The organism is Vibrio sp. Vb0598, from assembly GCF_033338935.1.
GTDB classification, from domain to species: Bacteria; Pseudomonadota; Gammaproteobacteria; order Enterobacterales; family Vibrionaceae; genus Vibrio; species Vibrio alginolyticus.
Window position 1 is genome coordinate 73,250 of record NZ_JAWOTP010000011.1, and the last position, 18,124, is coordinate 91,373.

The 18,124-nt window shown below is 45.5% G+C and carries 16 protein-coding genes and 4 tRNA genes; 1 reads left to right on the plus strand and 19 read right to left on the minus strand.

Going from position 1 to position 18,124, the window contains the following annotated elements; all coding sequences use genetic code 11:
• The 10 genes from R7Q38_RS12895 to pncC all read right to left on the minus strand — a co-directional run bounded on the left by R7Q38_RS12895 (position 1) and on the right by pncC (position 7,550).
• Positions 1–73 (minus strand) — tRNA-Arg (locus R7Q38_RS12895).
• An 85-nt stretch (positions 74–158) separates the two neighbouring features.
• Positions 159–250: transfer RNA gene (locus R7Q38_RS12900), tRNA-Ser, on the minus strand.
• A gap of 29 nt (positions 251–279) precedes the next feature.
• Positions 280–356 (minus strand) — tRNA-Arg (locus tag R7Q38_RS12905).
• Between the two features lie 31 nt (positions 357–387).
• Positions 388–479: transfer RNA gene (locus R7Q38_RS12910), tRNA-Ser, on the minus strand.
• A 334-nt stretch (positions 480–813) separates the two neighbouring features.
• Positions 814–1,011, minus strand: coding sequence for a carbon storage regulator CsrA (gene csrA, locus R7Q38_RS12915; RefSeq protein ID WP_004415691.1), 198 nt, complete (start codon positions 1,009–1,011; stop codon positions 814–816).
• A 92-nt stretch (positions 1,012–1,103) separates the two neighbouring features.
• Entirely contained in the window at positions 1,104–2,291 is a 1,188-nt protein-coding gene (locus R7Q38_RS12920; RefSeq protein WP_005383803.1) for an aspartate kinase, read from the minus strand.
• 212 nt (positions 2,292–2,503) lie between these two features.
• Positions 2,504–5,086, minus strand: coding sequence for an alanine--tRNA ligase (gene alaS, locus R7Q38_RS12925; protein WP_318114247.1), 2,583 nt, complete (start codon positions 5,084–5,086; stop codon positions 2,504–2,506).
• A 142-nt stretch (positions 5,087–5,228) separates the two neighbouring features.
• Complete coding sequence (gene recX, locus R7Q38_RS12930; protein WP_005383799.1) at positions 5,229–5,696, minus strand: recombination regulator RecX; 468 nt, start codon at positions 5,694–5,696, stop codon at positions 5,229–5,231.
• Positions 5,697–5,823: 127 nt separating this feature from the next.
• The gene (recA, locus tag R7Q38_RS12935; RefSeq protein WP_005380874.1) at positions 5,824–6,867 is read right to left on the minus strand and encodes a recombinase RecA; all 1,044 of its coding nucleotides are present in this window, start codon (positions 6,865–6,867) and stop codon (positions 5,824–5,826) included.
• A 200-nt stretch (positions 6,868–7,067) separates the two neighbouring features.
• Entirely contained in the window at positions 7,068–7,550 is a 483-nt protein-coding gene (pncC, locus tag R7Q38_RS12940; protein WP_151515113.1) for a nicotinamide-nucleotide amidase, read from the minus strand.
• Between the two features lie 84 nt (positions 7,551–7,634).
• On the opposite strand from pncC, the gene mutS reads away from it, so the two are divergent.
• Positions 7,635–10,196, plus strand: a complete 2,562-nt coding sequence (mutS, locus tag R7Q38_RS12945) for a DNA mismatch repair protein MutS (RefSeq protein WP_017633545.1) — start codon at positions 7,635–7,637, stop codon at positions 10,194–10,196.
• Positions 10,197–10,278: 82 nt separating this feature from the next.
• Here mutS and rpoS read toward each other — a convergent pair whose 3' ends face one another.
• The 9 genes from rpoS to eno form a co-directional block, all read right to left on the minus strand.
• Entirely contained in the window at positions 10,279–11,265 is a 987-nt protein-coding gene (gene rpoS, locus R7Q38_RS12950; RefSeq protein WP_005380887.1) for an RNA polymerase sigma factor RpoS, read from the minus strand.
• An 80-nt stretch (positions 11,266–11,345) separates the two neighbouring features.
• Entirely contained in the window at positions 11,346–12,269 is a 924-nt protein-coding gene (locus R7Q38_RS12955) for a peptidoglycan DD-metalloendopeptidase family protein (protein ID WP_005380889.1), read from the minus strand.
• Between the two features lie 13 nt (positions 12,270–12,282).
• Positions 12,283–12,909: a protein-L-isoaspartate(D-aspartate) O-methyltransferase gene (locus R7Q38_RS12960; RefSeq protein ID WP_005380892.1), complete on the minus strand. Its 627-nt coding sequence runs from the start codon at positions 12,907–12,909 to the stop codon at positions 12,283–12,285.
• Positions 12,909–13,685 carry a 5'/3'-nucleotidase SurE gene (gene surE / locus R7Q38_RS12965; RefSeq protein ID WP_005380894.1) on the minus strand — a complete coding sequence of 259 codons (777 nt, stop codon included), beginning with the start codon at positions 13,683–13,685 and terminating at the stop codon, positions 12,909–12,911. The genes R7Q38_RS12960 and surE overlap by 1 nt, the downstream gene beginning before the upstream one ends.
• On the minus strand, positions 13,685–14,728 hold the full coding sequence (gene truD, locus R7Q38_RS12970) for a tRNA pseudouridine(13) synthase TruD (protein WP_137282364.1): 1,044 nt from the start codon (positions 14,726–14,728) through the stop codon (positions 13,685–13,687). Before truD ends, surE begins: the two co-directional genes overlap by 1 nt.
• A 45-nt stretch (positions 14,729–14,773) precedes the next feature.
• Positions 14,774–15,250, minus strand: a complete 477-nt coding sequence (ispF, locus tag R7Q38_RS12975; protein WP_005380896.1) for a 2-C-methyl-D-erythritol 2,4-cyclodiphosphate synthase — start codon at positions 15,248–15,250, stop codon at positions 14,774–14,776.
• A gap of 13 nt (positions 15,251–15,263) precedes the next feature.
• Positions 15,264–15,971, minus strand: a complete 708-nt coding sequence (ispD, locus tag R7Q38_RS12980) for a 2-C-methyl-D-erythritol 4-phosphate cytidylyltransferase (RefSeq protein ID WP_137282365.1) — start codon at positions 15,969–15,971, stop codon at positions 15,264–15,266.
• A gap of 1 nt (position 15,972) precedes the next feature.
• Complete coding sequence (gene ftsB / locus R7Q38_RS12985; RefSeq protein ID WP_005380907.1) at positions 15,973–16,254, minus strand: cell division protein FtsB; 282 nt, start codon at positions 16,252–16,254, stop codon at positions 15,973–15,975.
• Between the two features lie 549 nt (positions 16,255–16,803).
• Positions 16,804–18,105 (minus strand): phosphopyruvate hydratase, encoded by a 1,302-nt coding sequence (gene eno / locus R7Q38_RS12990; RefSeq protein ID WP_005383785.1) that lies wholly within the window; start codon positions 18,103–18,105, stop codon positions 16,804–16,806.
• Positions 18,106–18,124: the final 19 nt, after the last annotated feature.

The following is an 18,124-nucleotide window of genomic DNA, read 5'->3' on the forward strand; positions in this document are numbered from 1 at the left end:
GCGTCCTGGAGGATTCGAACCTCCGACCGCCTGGTTCGTAGCCAGGTACTCTATCCAGCTGAGCTAAGGACGCGCAGATCTTCTTGCTAAGAAGTTGTGAAGTAAATCACATTCATTTCTTACGAAACAAAAAAAAGGCCATCGGGCCAGTCAATGAATGGCGGTGAAGGAGGGATTCGAACCCTCGATACGGGATAAACCGTATACTCCCTTAGCAGGGGAGCGCCTTCAGCCTCTCGGCCACCTCACCGTTTTCATTGTTATATCTCAAAAGAGATATGGCGCGTCCTGGAGGATTCGAACCTCCGACCGCCTGGTTCGTAGCCAGGTACTCTATCCAGCTGAGCTAAGGACGCACTTTTTGTTGATAAATCAACGTTGCAAGAATGGCGGTGAAGGAGGGATTCGAACCCTCGATACGGGATAAACCGTATACTCCCTTAGCAGGGGAGCGCCTTCAGCCTCTCGGCCACCTCACCGTCTTGCGGAGGCACATATTACGTTTTACCGAAAATATGTCAAACACTTTCTTTGAAAAAATCTACGAAACTGGCTTAACCGTTGCTGATTTAATCAAAGTGACTATTAAACGAACTTTATCACTCTATTATGATGAAAAAAAGAGAGTCTTCTCTGAAAAAAAGACATTTATTTTCAAATAACTTTCTGAAGTTCGAATCAACATTATTGATGAATTCACAGCCATACTCAACACAATAGTTTCTGCAAATTTTCAAAAACAGTAAAAACTAAAAAGGCCAACCCTTCGGTTAGCCTTTTTCATTCAAACTAAGCTCTGTAAACAGGAGCGACTTAGTAGTTACCTGAAGCAACGTTGCCATTGCCTTTTTCAGCTTGAATGCGCATGTAGATTTCTTCACGGTGAACTGAAACCTCTTTCGGAGCGTTAACGCCGATACGCACTTGGTTACCTTTAACACCTAGTACAGTTACAGTCACTTCATCACCAATCATCAGTGTTTCGCCTACGCGGCGAGTCAAAATTAGCATTCTTTGCTCCTTGAGTAATCTCTAAATTTTCTTGCTACAAAGCTATTATCCAACAAAAGTTATATTTTCGTAAACTACCTTGTTAGCGAAAATCAGCCTAAAAAGGCATGTTTTTGTTGAATGTTTAATGCTTCACTAGACGTAATGTAAGCATCATGCAGAATGTTTGCTGCTGTATCCACACATTCGGGTGCTAAAACTAGCATCATAGTGAGTGCATTCGTTGCGCTGAAATTGATCTCAATATCTCGCTTTGCCAACAAATCGCATGCGTGCTCTACCATTCCATTGGCCTCAAGCCCCACTGCGGTCAACAGGCTTACCACTTCACTATTACGGATTTTGTCGCTGAACACCAGATCGAACTTGGCACATGCATCTTGTTTTATCATGATACCTGCCCGTTCTGTTTCCTCGATCACATTCCAAATGTCGATACCCAACATCTGACATTGTTTTGTAGCACTAGATAAATGTTCTTTATCGACTTCGATTATGGCAAGGTCACGTTGAATGGCTATACCAGAGACGGCTTGATTGCCTAACTCCCCCTTTACCAGACTGCCTTCATTAACATCAAATGTCGAAAGCACGCGCAGTGGCACATTATTCTTCCATGCAAATTGCACTGAAGGTAAATGTAATACTTTCGCGCCTCGGCTTGCCATCGCTTCCATGGAAGGAAAATCGATAACCGCCAATTTTCGCGCGTTTTTCACTACACGTGGGTCACAAGTATAAATACCATCAACGTCGGTAAAGATTTGACACTCATCAGCGCGCAATGCGCCTGCCAGTGCCACTGCGCTCGTATCTGAGCCACCTCGACCTAATGTGGTGATATCCCCGTTCTCATTCACACCTTGAAAGCCTGCAACAATCACGATTTGGTCTTGCTCAAGCAATCCCAGAATTGTCTTAGTATCAATGTGTTTAATCGTTGCGTCATTGTGTTGATTATCCGTCACAATATTCGCCTGTGCTCCGGTAAGCGAGCGTGCAGCATGACCCAATTTATTGAGTGTCATTGCTAACAGTGCCATTGACACTTGCTCACCAGCAGAGAGCAAAACATCAAGTTCTCGAGCTGTAGGCACGCTATCTATCTGTTTAGCGAGGTCCATCAGTCTGTTTGTTTCGCCTGACATTGCAGACACGACAACAACAACTTGATTGCCATCATTTTTCGCCTTAATGATGTGTTCAGCAACTTGGTGGATTCTTTCAATTGAACCCACAGAGGTTCCGCCAAACTTTTGCACGATAAGGGGCTTTTTCACCAGTCTTCACCTTCCCAAGACCGAAGTCTCTTTAGAACTGCTTACATCGTCAGTATTTCCTTTTAGAAAAATTATATAAGCAGTAGTTACAACAAAAACCAAATAGCCTAAATGACTCGGTTAACTTTTAGTCAATTAAACCACTTGGCTGCTAAAAAAAATTACGCTCAATCAAAGAAACTTGATTGAGCGTAATTTTAGTAGTTAAAAGCTTATAAGCGCTCTTCTAACCAAGGCTGAACTGTTTTAATTGCCTCTGGTAGTGCGGCTACATCAGTACCACCAGCTTGAGCCATGTCAGGACGACCACCGCCCTTACCACCGACTTGCTCAGCAATCATCTTAACTAGATCACCAGCTTTTACTTTACCAGTTAGATCTTTAGTCACACCAGCAATCAGGCCAACCTTGTCACCTGTTACGTTAGCAAGCAGTACGACACCAGACCCCATTTGGTTCTTAATGTCATCAACCATAGTACGTAGGTTCTTGCTGTCAGCGCCTTCAAGAGCTGCGACTAGAACTTTTGTACCATTGACTTCAACCGCTTTGCCCATGATGTTAGCGCTTTCTGCTGCCGCCATCTTATCTTTTAGCTTCTGCACTTCTTTCTCTAGCGCTTTTGCTTTCTGTGCAGATTCTGCCAGTTTCTCTTCGTACTTCGCGTTTTGAGCTTCAATCGCGTCTAATGCAGCCTCGCCTGTTACCGCCTCAATACGTCGAATACCTGCAGCAATGCCGCTTTCTGAAGTGATTTTGAATAGGCCAATATCACCTGTGCTTGATGCGTGAATACCACCGCAAAGCTCTGTCGAGAAGTCACCCATAGACAGTACGCGTACTTCGTCATCGTACTTCTCACCAAACAGTGCCATTGCGCCTTTCTTCTTAGCAGACTCAATGTCCATCACGTTGGTTTCAATCGTGTGGTTGCGACGAATTTGCGCGTTAACTAGACGCTCAACTTCTTTCAGTTCTGCTGCAGTTACGGCTTCTAGGTGTGAGAAGTCGAAACGTAGGTTGTCTGCCTTCACCAATGAGCCTTTCTGCGTTACGTGCTCACCTAAAACTTGGCGTAGTGCTGCGTGTAGCAAGTGCGTTGCTGAGTGGTTTAGAGAGATAGCTGCGCGACGCTCTGCGTCAACGATAGTTGCTACTTCATCACCTTTCGCTAGAACGCCTTCTGCCATTACACCGTGGTGCGCGATTGCGTTACCTAGTTTTTGAGTGTCCTCAACGCGGAATACACCAGACTCAGTACGGATTTCACCAGCGTCACCACACTGACCGCCTGACTCTGCGTAGAATGGTGTTTCACCAAGTACGATGATTGCTTTGTCGCCCGCAGATAGCGAATCTACTTCGTTGCCTTCAACGAACATCGCTGCTACAGAACTAGAGCCTTTAGTACCTGTGTAACCACAGAATTCTGTTTGCGTATCAACTTTGATTGCTGCGTTATAGTCAGTACCGAAGTTACCCGCTTCACGCGCACGTTGACGCTGCGCTTCCATCGCTTTCTCGAAACCTTCTTCGTCGATTGCGAACTCACGCTCACGTGCTACGTCGTTAGTTAAGTCAGCTGGGAAGCCGTAAGTATCGTAAAGTTTAAATACGGTTTCGCCGTCTAGTACTTTACCGTCTAGGTTATCTAGTGCTTCGTTTAGAATCGCCATACCGCGCTCAAGTGTACGACCAAAGTTTTCTTCTTCGATACGCAGTACTTTTTCAACCACAGCTTGTTGACGCTTCAGTTCTTCACCAGCCGTACCCATGATGTCAGCTAGAACGCCAACCAACTTGTGGAAGAATGCACCTTGTGCGCCCAGCTTGTTACCGTGACGAACTGCACGACGGATGATACGGCGTAATACGTAACCTCGACCTTCGTTTGAAGGCATAACACCATCCACGATCAGGAATGAACATGAACGGATGTGGTCAGCGATAACGCGTAGTGATTGGTTTGATAGGTCTTCGTAACTGATCACTTCTGCTGCTGCTTTGATAAGAGCTTGGAATACATCGATTTCGTAGTTTGAGTGAACGCCCTGCATGATTGCAGAGATACGCTCGATACCCATACCAGTATCTACCGATGGTTTTGGTAGCGGTTCCATAGTGCCGTCTGCGTGACGGTTGAACTGCATGAATACGTTGTTCCAGATCTCGATGAAACGGTCACCATCTTCTTCAGGCGTGCCAGGACGGCCACCCCAGATGTGCTCACCGTGATCGTAGAAGATTTCAGTACATGGACCACAAGGGCCAGTGTCGCCCATTTGCCAGAAGTTATCAGACTCGTACGGCTTGCCGCCTTCTTTATCACCAATGCGAACAATACGATCAGCGGGTACGCCAACTTTCTTGTTCCAGATGTCAAACGCTTCGTCATCGGTTTCGTAAACAGTTACCAATAAACGATCCGCTGGCAGTTTAAGAACTTCGGTTAGGAATTCCCAAGCAAAGGAGATCGCATCTTCTTTGAAGTAATCGCCAAAGCTGAAGTTGCCTAACATTTCAAAGAATGTGTGGTGACGAGCAGTAAAGCCAACATTTTCTAGGTCGTTATGTTTACCACCAGCACGTACGCAACGCTGAGCCGTAGTCGCTCGAGTGTAGGCTCGTTTTTCTAAGCCTAAGAAACAATCTTTAAATTGGTTCATACCTGCGTTTGTGAACAGCAGGGTTGGGTCGTTATGTGGAACTAACGATGAACTTTCTACGATTTGGTGTCCTTTGCTCTCAAAGAACTTGAGGAACGCGTTACGAACCTCATCAGTGCTCATGTACATGCAGCTCTTCCTGAAAATAGTCGAGTTAGAATTTTGCCGTATTGTAGATCATGCAAACAGCTGAGACTAGTTTTCTTGAGGAAAAGAGGGAGTAGGAGAAAAAATTTGAAGCAAAACAAAAATCAGTGCGGACGACTGACCGTTAATCTTCGTCCTCAAAGTTCAGCGCGTAGCTGATTTGGTCAAAACTGTAGCCGCGATACTGCAGAAAACGAACTTGTTTTGCGTACTCTTTTTGGTCTTTGGCTTTAATACCTTTGAATTTCTTTTCTGCCGCCTGTTTAGCCAGTTCAAACCAATCTTGCGGCTCTTCAGCCATAGCTTGCTCAATCACCGATTCCGCAACACGCTTCTGGTTTAACTCTTGACGAATTCGACGCTCTCCATGTCCTTTGTATACATGCTGTCTAATTTGACTCTTCGCGTAACGTAAATCATCTAAATAGTTATGGTCTAGGCAAAAATTAATTGCGATGTCGATGTCTGATTCTTCATAGCCCTTCATCGATAATTTTTGGTAAAGCTCATACTGACCATGATCGCGACGGCTAAGCAATTGTATAGCAGCCTCTTTGCTCGATAATGTTGGCGCCTGGCGTTTTTGGTACATGATGATCCTAAAAGTATTTTTGCTGTACAGGCTCTCAATGGCCTTTGTGATAATTCGATTTTTGATTTCAATAGATACAACAAAGCCCCGCATTGCAGGGCTTTGTCATTTATTAATCTATGAGAGATTAAAACTCTTCAGCTTGCTCTGGCGCTTCACCAGCTTCAGGCGCTTCCGCAAGTGCTGGCGCTAGCAACATTTCACGCAGTTTTGTATCGATAGTTTTAGCCACTTCAGGGTGCTCACGCAGGTAGTTACATGCATTCGCTTTACCTTGACCAATCTTATCGCCATTGTAGCTATACCAAGCACCGGCTTTTTCAACTAACTTGTGCTTCACACCTAGATCGACAAGTTCACCTTCGCGGTTAAAGCCTTGGCCGTACATGATTTGTGTGTTTGCTTCTTTAAATGGTGCTGCAATCTTATTCTTAACAACTTTGATGCGCGTTTCGTTACCTACGACTTCGTCACCTTCTTTGATTGCGCCAGTACGACGGATATCTAGACGAACAGAAGCGTAGAACTTAAGTGCGTTACCACCTGTTGTTGTTTCTGGGTTACCAAACATCACACCAATCTTCATACGGATTTGGTTGATGAAGATACACATACAGTTAGACTGCTTTAGGTTACCCGTTAGCTTACGCATTGCTTGAGAAAGCATACGTGCTTGCAGACCCATGTGGCTATCGCCCATTTCGCCTTCGATTTCTGCTTTCGGTGTTAGCGCTGCAACAGAGTCGACAACCATAACATCGATAGCACCAGAACGTGCAAGTGCGTCACAGATCTCTAGCGCTTGCTCACCTGTGTCTGGCTGAGAAACTAGCAATGCATCGATATCTACGCCAAGTTTCTTCGCGTATACAGGATCTAGAGCGTGCTCTGCATCGATAAACGCACACGTTTTGCCTTCACGTTGCGCAGCAGCAATAAGCTCAAGGGTTAATGTTGTTTTACCTGAAGATTCTGGGCCGTAGATTTCTACGATACGACCCATTGGTAGACCACCAGCACCCAAAGCGATATCAAGAGAAAGAGAACCCGTTGAGATGGTTTCTACGTCCATTGCGCGGTTATCACCAAGGCGCATGATAGAGCCTTTACCGAATTGCTTTTCAATTTGACCTAGCGCAGCGGCGAGCGCTTTCTGTTTGTTCTCGTCCATTACTTTCTCCGATTTATTCATCTTCTTTGGGCGACGAATAGTAATTCATTTTTCTTAAGCAGAAGAACTGCTCAGCAATGAAAGTTATTATACTGTTGATTCATACAGTGTCCATACCTGTATGAAAAAAATTTGGCTGACCTAAAGTCGTGATTTGCTCTAGCCCTTATCAATGCTGGGCTAAAACAATTTAAGAAATTCTAGAGTAGATGTTGATACAATTGAGTCAGCGCATGCTCGACCGCTTTTTTGCGAACTTCTGCACGGTCACCAGTAAAATGCATGGTTTCGACTTGCTGCCAACTTTGGTTATCAGCAAAAGCAAAGCAGACCATGCCGACTGGTTTCTCTTCACTGCCACCACCCGGCCCTGCAATACCACTGATGGACACACCGATGGTGGCATTTGAGTTTTTAATTGCACCCTGTACCATTTCAATCACAACTGGCTCACTCACTGCACCATGCGCTTCTAACGTTGAAGCTTGCACACCAAGCATCTCCATTTTCGCTTCATTACTGTAGGTGACGAACGCACGGTCAAGCCACGCTGAACTACCAGCAATGTCAGTAATGGCGGTTGCAACACCACCACCTGTGCATGATTCTGCGGTTGTTAAAACATGCCCGTGTTTAGCCAATAATGCGCCTAAATCGGCACTCAATTTTGTTGTTTTTTCCATAGCCAAAATGCCCTTTGTCTCTTTTTACTTGATAGGGATTCACGTATCCTAAGCCGCTACGGAAATAAACAAAAGAACTTACCTGTGAAAGCTGAACAAAAACACACTCCGATGATGCAGCAATACCTCAAGCTAAAGGCTGAGAACCCAGAGATTTTGCTGTTCTACCGCATGGGCGATTTCTACGAACTCTTTTACGATGATGCCAAGCGAGCTTCTCAGCTTCTTGATATTTCATTGACCAAACGTGGTGCGTCTGCAGGTGAACCTATCCCAATGGCGGGTGTGCCATTTCACGCCGTAGAGGGCTACCTGGCAAAACTTGTTCAGCTTGGTGAGTCTGTGGCGATCTGTGAACAGATTGGCGATCCGGCCACCAGCAAGGGCCCGGTAGAACGTAAAGTTGTGCGTATCGTGACACCAGGTACTGTGACGGATGAAGCGCTGCTTTCTGAGCGTGTCGATAACTTAATCGCAGCAATTTACCATCACAACGGTAAGTTCGGTTATGCGACGCTGGATGTCACCTCTGGTCGCTTCCAACTGACAGAACCAGAAACTGAAGAAGCGATGACAGCCGAGCTTCAACGCACTGCACCACGTGAGCTACTGTTCCCAGAAGATTTTGAACCTGTACATTTAATGGCGAGCCGCAATGGTAACCGTCGTCGCCCAGTCTGGGAATTTGAGCTTGATACGGCTAAGCAACAACTCAATCAACAATTTGGCACAAAAGATCTGGTTGGTTTTGGTGTAGAACATGCGTCCTTAGGGTTATGTGCTGCTGGTTGTTTGATCCAGTACGTAAAAGATACTCAACGTACGGCTTTACCTCATATTCGCTCTTTAACGTTTGATCATCAGGATCAATCCGTCATCCTTGATGCTGCTACCCGACGTAATCTGGAAATTACTCAAAATCTAGCAGGCGGAACCGATAACACGCTCGCTGCAGTACTCGACCATTGTGCTACTCCGATGGGCAGCCGAATGCTGAAGCGTTGGTTGCATCAGCCTATGCGTTGCATTGAAACGTTAAACAATCGTCTTGATGCGATTGGTGAGATTAAAGAACAAGCTCTGTTTGCCGATCTTCAACCAACGTTAAAGCAAATTGGTGATATTGAACGTATCTTAGCGCGCCTTGCATTACGCTCTGCTCGCCCTCGCGATATGGCTAGACTTCGCAATGCAATGCAACAGCTACCAGAGCTAGAATCTGTCACCGCTTCTTTGACCCATCCGTACCTAACGAAATTGGCGAAGTATGCAGCTCCGATTGACGAAGTATGTGACCTGTTAGAGCGCGCGATTAAAGAAAATCCGCCGGTTGTTATTCGTGATGGTGGCGTCATCGCTGAAGGCTACAATGCGGAGCTCGATGAATGGCGAAAATTGGCAGATGGTGCAACAGAATATCTTGAGCAGCTTGAGCGAGATGAGCGTGAACGACACGGTATCGATACGCTTAAAGTAGGCTATAACAACGTTCATGGCTTCTTTATCCAAGTAAGCCGTGGCCAGAGCCATTTGGTTCCACCGCATTATGTACGTCGCCAAACACTCAAAAACGCTGAACGCTACATCATCCCAGAGCTTAAGGAACACGAAGACAAAGTACTTAACTCGAAGTCTAAAGCGTTAGCACTTGAGAAACAGTTGTGGGAAGAACTGTTTGATCTATTGATGCCAAACCTTGAGAAGCTGCAAAACCTAGCTTCTGCTCTGTCTCAGCTAGATGTATTACAAAACCTAGCAGAGCGTGCAGATTCGTTAGATTACTGCCGCCCAACGCTTGTGAAAGACGCAGGAATTCACATTCAAGCTGGCCGTCATCCAGTCGTAGAACAAGTAACAACAGAGCCGTTCATCGCGAACCCAATTGAGCTTAACCCAGCCCGGAAGATGTTGATCATCACCGGTCCAAACATGGGTGGTAAATCAACCTACATGCGTCAAACTGCGCTGATTGCATTGATGGCACATATCGGCTCTTATGTACCGGCAGAATCCGCACAGATTGGTTCTTTAGATCGTATATTTACTCGTATTGGTGCATCAGATGATCTTGCATCTGGCCGCTCGACCTTCATGGTAGAAATGACCGAAACAGCCAATATTCTTCACAACGCAACTAAGAACAGTTTGGTGCTAATGGATGAAATCGGACGCGGTACTAGTACTTACGACGGTCTGTCTTTAGCTTGGGCAAGTGCGGAATGGCTCGCAACACAAATTGGTGCGATGACCCTATTTGCAACTCACTACTTCGAATTAACAGAGTTACCGAACCAACTGCCAAGCTTAGCGAACGTTCACTTGGATGCCGTAGAACATGGAGATAGCATTGCCTTTATGCACGCAGTTCAAGAAGGTGCGGCAAGTAAGTCTTACGGCTTGGCTGTTGCGGGCTTAGCTGGCGTACCAAAAACGGTCATCAAAAATGCGCGTAACAAGCTATCTCAGCTAGAGCAACTGGGGCAAAACAGTGACACACCGCGTCCAAGTGCAGTAGATGTGGCTAACCAGTTGAGCCTGATTCCAGAGCCTAGCGAGGTCGAACAAGCTCTGTCAGGTATTGATCCTGACGACTTAACGCCACGCCAAGCTCTTGAAGAGCTGTATCGCTTGAAGAAGATGCTGTAAACAGACTCACACCAACGAGCAAAAAAGAAAAAAGGCTATGGGGAACCATAGCCTTTTGCGTATCTAGTGAAATACGGATTATTTAATCGTCTTCTACGTTAAACAAGTTTTCCATATTCAAACCTTGTTTGATTAGGACTTCACGAAGACGACGTAAACCTTCCACTTGTATTTGACGTACTCGCTCACGTGTCAGACCAATCTCTCGACCAACTTCTTCCAGCGTCGAAGGCTCGTAGCCTAGTAGGCCGAAGCGACGTGCAAGCACTTCTTTCTGTTTCGGATTCAACTCTTCTAACCAATGAATCAACGATGATTTGATGTCGTCATCTTGAGTCGAAACTTCTGGATCAGAGTTGTTTGCATCAGGAATAATATCCAGCAGCGCTTTCTCACCGTCACCACCGATTGGCGTGTCGACAGAGCTAATACGCTCATTAAGGCGTAACATTTTGCTTACGTCTTCGACTGGAATATCTAATTGAGCAGCAATTTCTTCTGCGGTCGGTTCGTGATCGAGCTTTTGAGAAAGTTCACGCGCAGTACGCAGATAAATGTTCAGCTCTTTCACTACATGGATAGGTAGACGGATCGTGCGAGTTTGGTTCATCAACGCTCGCTCTATCGTTTGTCGGATCCACCACGTTGCGTAAGTAGAGAAACGGAAACCACGTTCTGGGTCGAATTTTTCGACCGCTCGGATCAAGCCGAGGTTACCTTCTTCAATCAGATCGAGTAGTGCTAGACCACGGTTACTGTATCGACGAGAAATCTTAACAACCAAACGTAGGTTACTTTCGATCATACGTTTGCGTGCCGCTTCGTCGCCACGTAGGGCGCGTCTTGCGTAAAGCACTTCTTCTTCGGCAGTAAGTAAAGGTGAGAAGCCAATTTCGCCCAAATACAACTGAGTTGCATCTAAGCTTTTACTGCTCGCGTCAAATTCTTCACGCGCAGTCGCTTTGCTTTCTGTGGATGATGATCTTTCGAGTTCGTTATCAATGGTCTTCACTGACGCATTGTCAAATGCAAACTCTTCAACTTTGGTTACTGTGTTGCTGATACTCATAACGCCTCCCCCTGGCGAGTTAGCAAGACATGACAACTCAATATGTCGCTAAATGATGTCGCAAGTTGTTTTTCAAAGTTTTAAGGCAAATAGCGTTTTGGATTCACTGATTTACCTTGATAGCGAATTTCAAAGTGTAGTTTGACCGACTTTGCACCTGAACTACCCATGGTGGCGATTTTTTGTCCGCTTTTTACGCTTTGTCCTTCTGTGACCAGCAGTTTGTCATTATGTGCGTATGCGCTTAAATAATTGTCGTTATGCTTTACTATAATTAAGTTGCCATAACCTCGTAGCGCATTGCCTGAATAAACGACTGTGCCGGCTGCGGTTGAAACGATAGGTTGACCACGCTGTCCTGCGATGTCGATACCTTTATTTCCCTGTTCTCCCGCCGAAAAGTTCTTGATTACTCTCCCTTTTGTTGGCCACAACCACTTTGAGACTTTATCACTCTTTGCTGTGGTAGTTGGCGCTTTTTGCTTCACTTTTTGGTTATCTTTTGAACCAACATACTCCTTTGTTTTCGATTGTTCAACCTTCTTTGGAGGCTGTTTTTGTACGACTTTAGGCTTAGTCTCTGTAGGTTTTTGACTAGAGTTTTTACTCGAAGGTTTAGGTTTAGAGGCTGTTGATGTTTTCGTCACTGGAGCTGGGGGGGGCGTAACAACAGGAGCCACAACGGGTTCAACTTTTTGACCATATTTAGGGGCGACATATTTCGGAGCCCAAAGTTTTAGCCTCTGTCCTGGGTAGATAGTGTAAGGCTGAGTTAACTCATTGTAACGAACAAGATCATTTACATCTTTATCTGTGACATAAGCTATGAAGTAAAGCGTATCGCCTTTTTTTACCTCATAATAACTCCCTCTGTAACTCCCTCTTTCAAGGCTTGAATAGTCTTTTTTTAGGCTAGAGACAGGTGCAGGGGAATGCGCTGCACAACCAACTAGTCCTGCAGCAAACACAAAGCTAATACCAATATGACGTAGTAACTTATTCACCTATCCCTAACCCTTAAGCTAAATCACCCGCAACCAGAGGTACGAACCGAACCATTTCTACAACGGTAGAGAGATATTCGTCTCCCTTACGCTCTATTTTTAATAACTGTTGTTCCGTATCTCCAACAGGAATGACCATTTTGCCGCCATCTCTTAATTGTGAGAGAAGAGCTTGGGGAATCACTTCAGCGGCAGCGGTAACAATGATAGCATCGAAAGGACCTCTCGCTTCCCAGCCCTGCCACCCATCAGCATGCTTAGTTGAAACATTGTAAATATCCAATTGCTTCAGGCGACGCTTTGCTTCCCATTGCAACGATTTAATTCGCTCAACGGAGTATACATGATCAACAATTTGCGCCAGTACCGCAGTTTGATAACCCGATCCCGTTCCGATTTCCAGAACACGACTCGCCGGTTCTAGCTCAAGCAACTCGGTCATACGAGCAACGATATAAGGCTGAGAAATAGTTTGTCCCTGACCAATTGGTAACGCATTGTTATCATAGGCTTGGTGCATCATCGCTTGAGAAACAAAGCTTTCTCGTGGCAAGCGTTGGATAGCATCCAGAACTCTTTGGTCTTTGATGCCACTGGAGATAAGAAACGCTATCAACCTGTCAGCATGTGGGTTACTCATTACTTCTCTTCCTTTAACCAACTATCCATAGCACGCAGCGACTCGTGAGCGGTGAGATCAACTTGCAGAGGCGTCATTGAAACTCGGCCATGCTCAATTGCATAAAAGTCCGTGCCCTCTCCTGCATCTTGCTCCTTTCCTGGTGGCCCTAACCAATAAATGTCATGGCCTCTCGGATCTTTCTGCTTGATCATATTCTCTGCGTGATGACGTGCACCTAAACGCGTAACTTCAATTTCACCTAAATTCTCTGATGGTAAGTCAGGCACGTTTACGTTCAGTAGACGATTCGTTGGAATCGGCGACGCTAAATGCTGTTGTACAATTTGACGTGCAATTTTAGCGGCGGATTCGAAATGTCGCTTACCCACTAGTGAAAAAGCCACCGACTGAACGCCAAGGAAATGACCTTCCATGGCGGCTGCTACTGTTCCAGAATAAAGAACATCATCACCCAAATTAGCGCCATGGTTGATTCCTGACAGAACAAGATCAGGCAAATCATCTTTCATTAGCTCATTCAGCGCGAAATGCACACAATCCGTGGGCGTGCCTTGCACTGAGTAGATATTTGGGGCAATTTCAGTCACGCGTAATGGTTGTTCTAATGTGAGTGAATTCGAAGCACCTGAACGATTTCGATCAGGTGCGACAATGGTCACTTCAGCGATATCTCTCAACTCATCAGCGAGGGCATGAATCCCTTGAGCATGAACACCATCATCATTGCTGATTAAGACTCTTAAGGGCTTCGGGTTTCGTGAATCCTGTTCCATTAGTATTCTCTTTCTACTTCAACCTCATTAACTAACTCACGAACAATAGAGGTCGCAAAAGATCCCGCATCCAGTGAGAAAGTCAGCGTAATGTTGTTACCTTCAACCGTCCAAGCTAAATCTTTTGGCTTTAGCGCAATATCGCGACGGTCGTGGCGCATGCGATTACCACGAATCAGCGCCATGAGGTCAGGCTCTTCGTCTAAAAACGGTTGCTCTAATGCCAGAGCCTCAGTTTGAGTAGGCAGTGCATTATCGCCAGCAAGCGCAGCGGTAATTGCCGCTTCACCTTGCGCAAATTGCACTTGCAGAGCCGCAATGTTGTTTGCATCAATCAACTGAGTGCCAGAATTCGTCTGCGCAATGTCACCATCAATGAACTTATCAAACACACCATTCTCTAGACGAGCTGAAACGATACGGTTGAAAATCCACGAACGAGCCGCTGATAAATACATACTGCGCTTGTTTTGATTGCGGGTACGAACGTTTTCGCGTCCCCATCGACGTGCTTCTTCAAGGTTGTTGCCATCGTTACCAAAACGCTGACTACCAAAGTAGTTTGGCACGCCAACTTGTTTCACTTTTTCAAGACGTTGCTCTACATCCGCTATATCTGTCACTTCAGACAAAGTAACCACGAACTCGTTCCCTACTAGGTCACCAGGACGCAGTTTTTTATTGTGACGATCTGTTGCAAGGATTTCGATACTTGGGTATTGAGCCAAAAACGCTGAAAAACCTGGCGTTTCACCTTTCGGTAAATGGACACTTAACCACTGTTCCGTCACCGCATGACGGTCTTTAAGACCCGCCCAGCTAACGTCTTTCGACTTAACACCACAGGCTTTCGCTAACTCGTTAGCAACGAAGCTGGTGTTCTCGCCCGTTTTACGGATACGAACCATTAGGTGCTCGCCTTCGCCCGTAAAGGCAAAACCTAAATCTTCGCGAACCTGAAAATGCTCTGGCTGCGCTTTAATTTTTGCCGATGCAACTGGCTTACCCGTTAGGTAAGCCAATGAAGATAAAATGTCTGACATGATGTGTTTCCGCTGATATCACAGCTTAGGGGAGCAAATTGCTAGTTATTGCTTAAACAGAAGTACAACGGCTTCCGTTGCAATGCCTTCTTTGCGTCCAGTAAAACCGAGACGTTCTGTCGTCGTCGCTTTTACGTTAATGTTACTAATGTCGGTTTCTAGGTCTTCGGCTATCGCCGCACACATTGCGTCAATGTGTGGTGCCATTTTAGGCGCTTGTGCCATGATGGTTACATCAGCATTGCCAAGACGGTAGCCTTGCTCTTTAACTCGACGGTAAACGTCTTTCAGTAATTCACGACTGTTTGCGCCTTTCCATTTATCATCCGTATCTGGGAAATGACGACCAATATCGCCGGCAGCAATCGCGCCCAGCAGAGCATCCGTTAACGCATGCAACGCTACATCGCCATCTGAGTGAGCAATCAAACCTTGTTCGTAAGGAATCGCTACACCACCGATAATTACCGGACCTTCACCGCCGAATTTATGTACGTCGAAACCATGACCAATTCGAATCATTTTCTATCCTTTCTTATTCGCCGCGCTCACGGCTTAGATAAAACTCGGCTAACGCAAGATCTTCTGGCTGAGTGATTTTTATATTGTTCGCATTCCCTTGAACTAAGGCTGGCTTCTCGCCTAGCCATTCCAAAGCCGAGGCTTCATCGGTAATGGTTACACCCTGTTCTAATGCGTCAGCCAGTGCTTGAGTAAGCTGCTGAGTTTTAAACATTTGTGGAGTCAGTGCATGCCACAATGCTTCTCTATCTACCGTATGATCGATATCTTGTACTGCGTTTGCTCGCTTCATTGTATCTCTCACAGGAGATGCGAGAATGCCACCCGTTGAGTGAGCGCAGCAAACATCAATCAAACGGTCAATGTCGGATGTTAATACACATGGCCTTGCAGCGTCGTGAACTAATACCCACTCGCTTTCCAGATGCTCATTGACATAGTTTAGCCCTGATAACACAGAGTCTGCTCTTTCTTTACCACCAGCTACACGAATCACATCTGGGTGCTTAGCAATGGACAATTCTGGGTAATATGGGTCGCCGTAAGTAATGGCAACGACAACCTTAGAAATATTTGGGTGAGAAAGCAGTTTCTCTACGGTATGTTCCAGTACCGCTTTACCTTCGATCAATAAATATTGCTTAGGGCGATCTGCCTTCATTCTGCTACCCACACCAGCAGCAGGCACAATTGCGATATGCGATGAGTTCATATCCAACATTTTAATGGTTTTCCTCACCTATAATGCGGTAAAAAGTCTCGCCATCTTTAACTAAACCGAGCTCATGACGCGCACGTTCTTCAATCGCATCAAGACCTTGCCTTAAGTCATCAATCTCAGCGAACATTTCATTGTTGCGAGCTTGTAGCTTGCTGTTCACTTGTTGCTGAACTTCAATTTCATCTTTTACTGTGTAGTAGTCAGACACTCCGTTTTTACCAAACCATAGAGTGTATTGAAGCAAGCCAAACAGTAGCGTAAGGGCTATAACAAAGATTCGCATATCGCTGCTAACATTCTGTACCGGAAGGAATTAGATAAGGTGACATATATAGCATAAATGCGAGGTTGCCTCTAGGGGAGAAAGGGAGACTCACACGCTCCTTACAAGAAATAAGCAGCAAAATGAAACAAGCTCATAGGAAGCGCTCCTTACCCATGACCAAAGTAAGAGCCAAAAATACAAACTTATAAATACAAAAAAACCGCCGTAGCGATGGTTTCAAAAAGCTATTTAGCGAAACTTTACTCAATAAGAATTAAGCTTGACCTTTAACTTCTTTAAGACCGCTTCCTTGAAACATGGAGGAGCGCGCTCACCTAGAGCTTCCGTTATATAAAGAAACACCCCGCCAAGGCAGGGTGTTTTTAAAAGCTTTAAGATAAGCCGTTAACTCAGTTAAGAATTAAGCCTGACCTTTAACTTCTTTGAGACCGCTTCCTTGAAACATGGAGGAGCGCGCTCACTTAGAGCTTCCGTCATATAAAAAACGCCCCGCAAGTGCGAGGCGTTTTCAAAAGCTTTAAGTTAAGCGGTTAATTCAATTAAGAATTAAGCTTGACCTTTAACTTCTTTAAGACCGTTGAAAGGAGCGCGCTCACCTAGAGCTTCCTCGATACGGATTAGCTGGTTGTACTTAGCAACACGGTCAGAACGGCTCATAGAACCAGTTTTGATTTGACCTGCAGCTGTACCTACCGCTAGGTCAGCGATAGTTGCATCTTCAGTTTCGCCAGAACGGTGAGAGATTACTGCTGTGTAACCTGCGTCTTTAGCCATCTTGATTGCAGCTAGAGTCTCAGTTAGAGAACCGATTTGGTTGAACTTGATAAGGATAGAGTTAGCTACGCCTTTCTCGATACCTTCAGCAAGGATCTTAGTGTTAGTAACGAATAGATCGTCACCTACTAGTTGAAGCTTGTCACCTAGTAGTTCAGTTTGGTGCTTGAAGCCATCCCAGTCAGACTCGTCTAGACCGTCTTCGATAGAAACGATTGGGAATTGGTTAGCTAGCTCAGCTAGGTAGTGGTTGAACTCTTCAGAAGTGAAAGTTTTACCTTCGCCTTTCATGTTGTAGATGCCAGCTTCTTTGTCGAAGAACTCAGATGCAGCACAGTCCATAGCTAGAGTAACGTCTTTACCTAGTTCGTAACCAGCAGCTGCAACAGCTTCTGCGATAACTTCTAGAGCTTCAGCGTTAGATTTAAGGTTAGGAGCGAAACCACCTTCATCACCAACTGCAGTGCTGTAGCCTTTAGACTTAAGAACTTTAGCTAGGTTGTGGAATACTTCTGCACCGATACGTAGACCTTCTTTAAGAGTCTTAGCGCCAACTGGTTGGATCATGAACTCTTGGATGTCAACGTTGTTGTCTGCGTGCTCGCCACCGTTGATGATGTTCATCATTGGTAGAGGCATAGAGAACTGACCTGCAGTGCCGTTTAGCTCAGCGATGTGCTCGTATAGAGGCATGCCTTTCGCAGCAGCAGCAGCTTTAGCGTTTGCTAGAGAAACAGCTAGGATAGCGTTAGCACCGAATTTAGATTTGTTTTCAGTGCCGTCTAGTTCGATCATTACTGCGTCGATTGCAGCTTGGTCTTTAGCGTCTTTGCCAACTAGAGCTTCAGCGATTGGGCCGTTTACAGCTTCAACTGCTTTAAGAACACCTTTACCTAGGAAACGGGCTTTGTCACCGTCACGTAGCTCAAGAGCTTCGCGAGAACCAGTAGATGCGCCAGATGGAGCTGCCGCCATACCTACGAAACCGCCTTCTAGGTGTACTTCAGCTTCTACAGTTGGGTTACCACGTGAGTCGATGATTTCACGACCTAGAACTTTAACGATCTTAGACATTAATGTTTCCTCTCGTTTC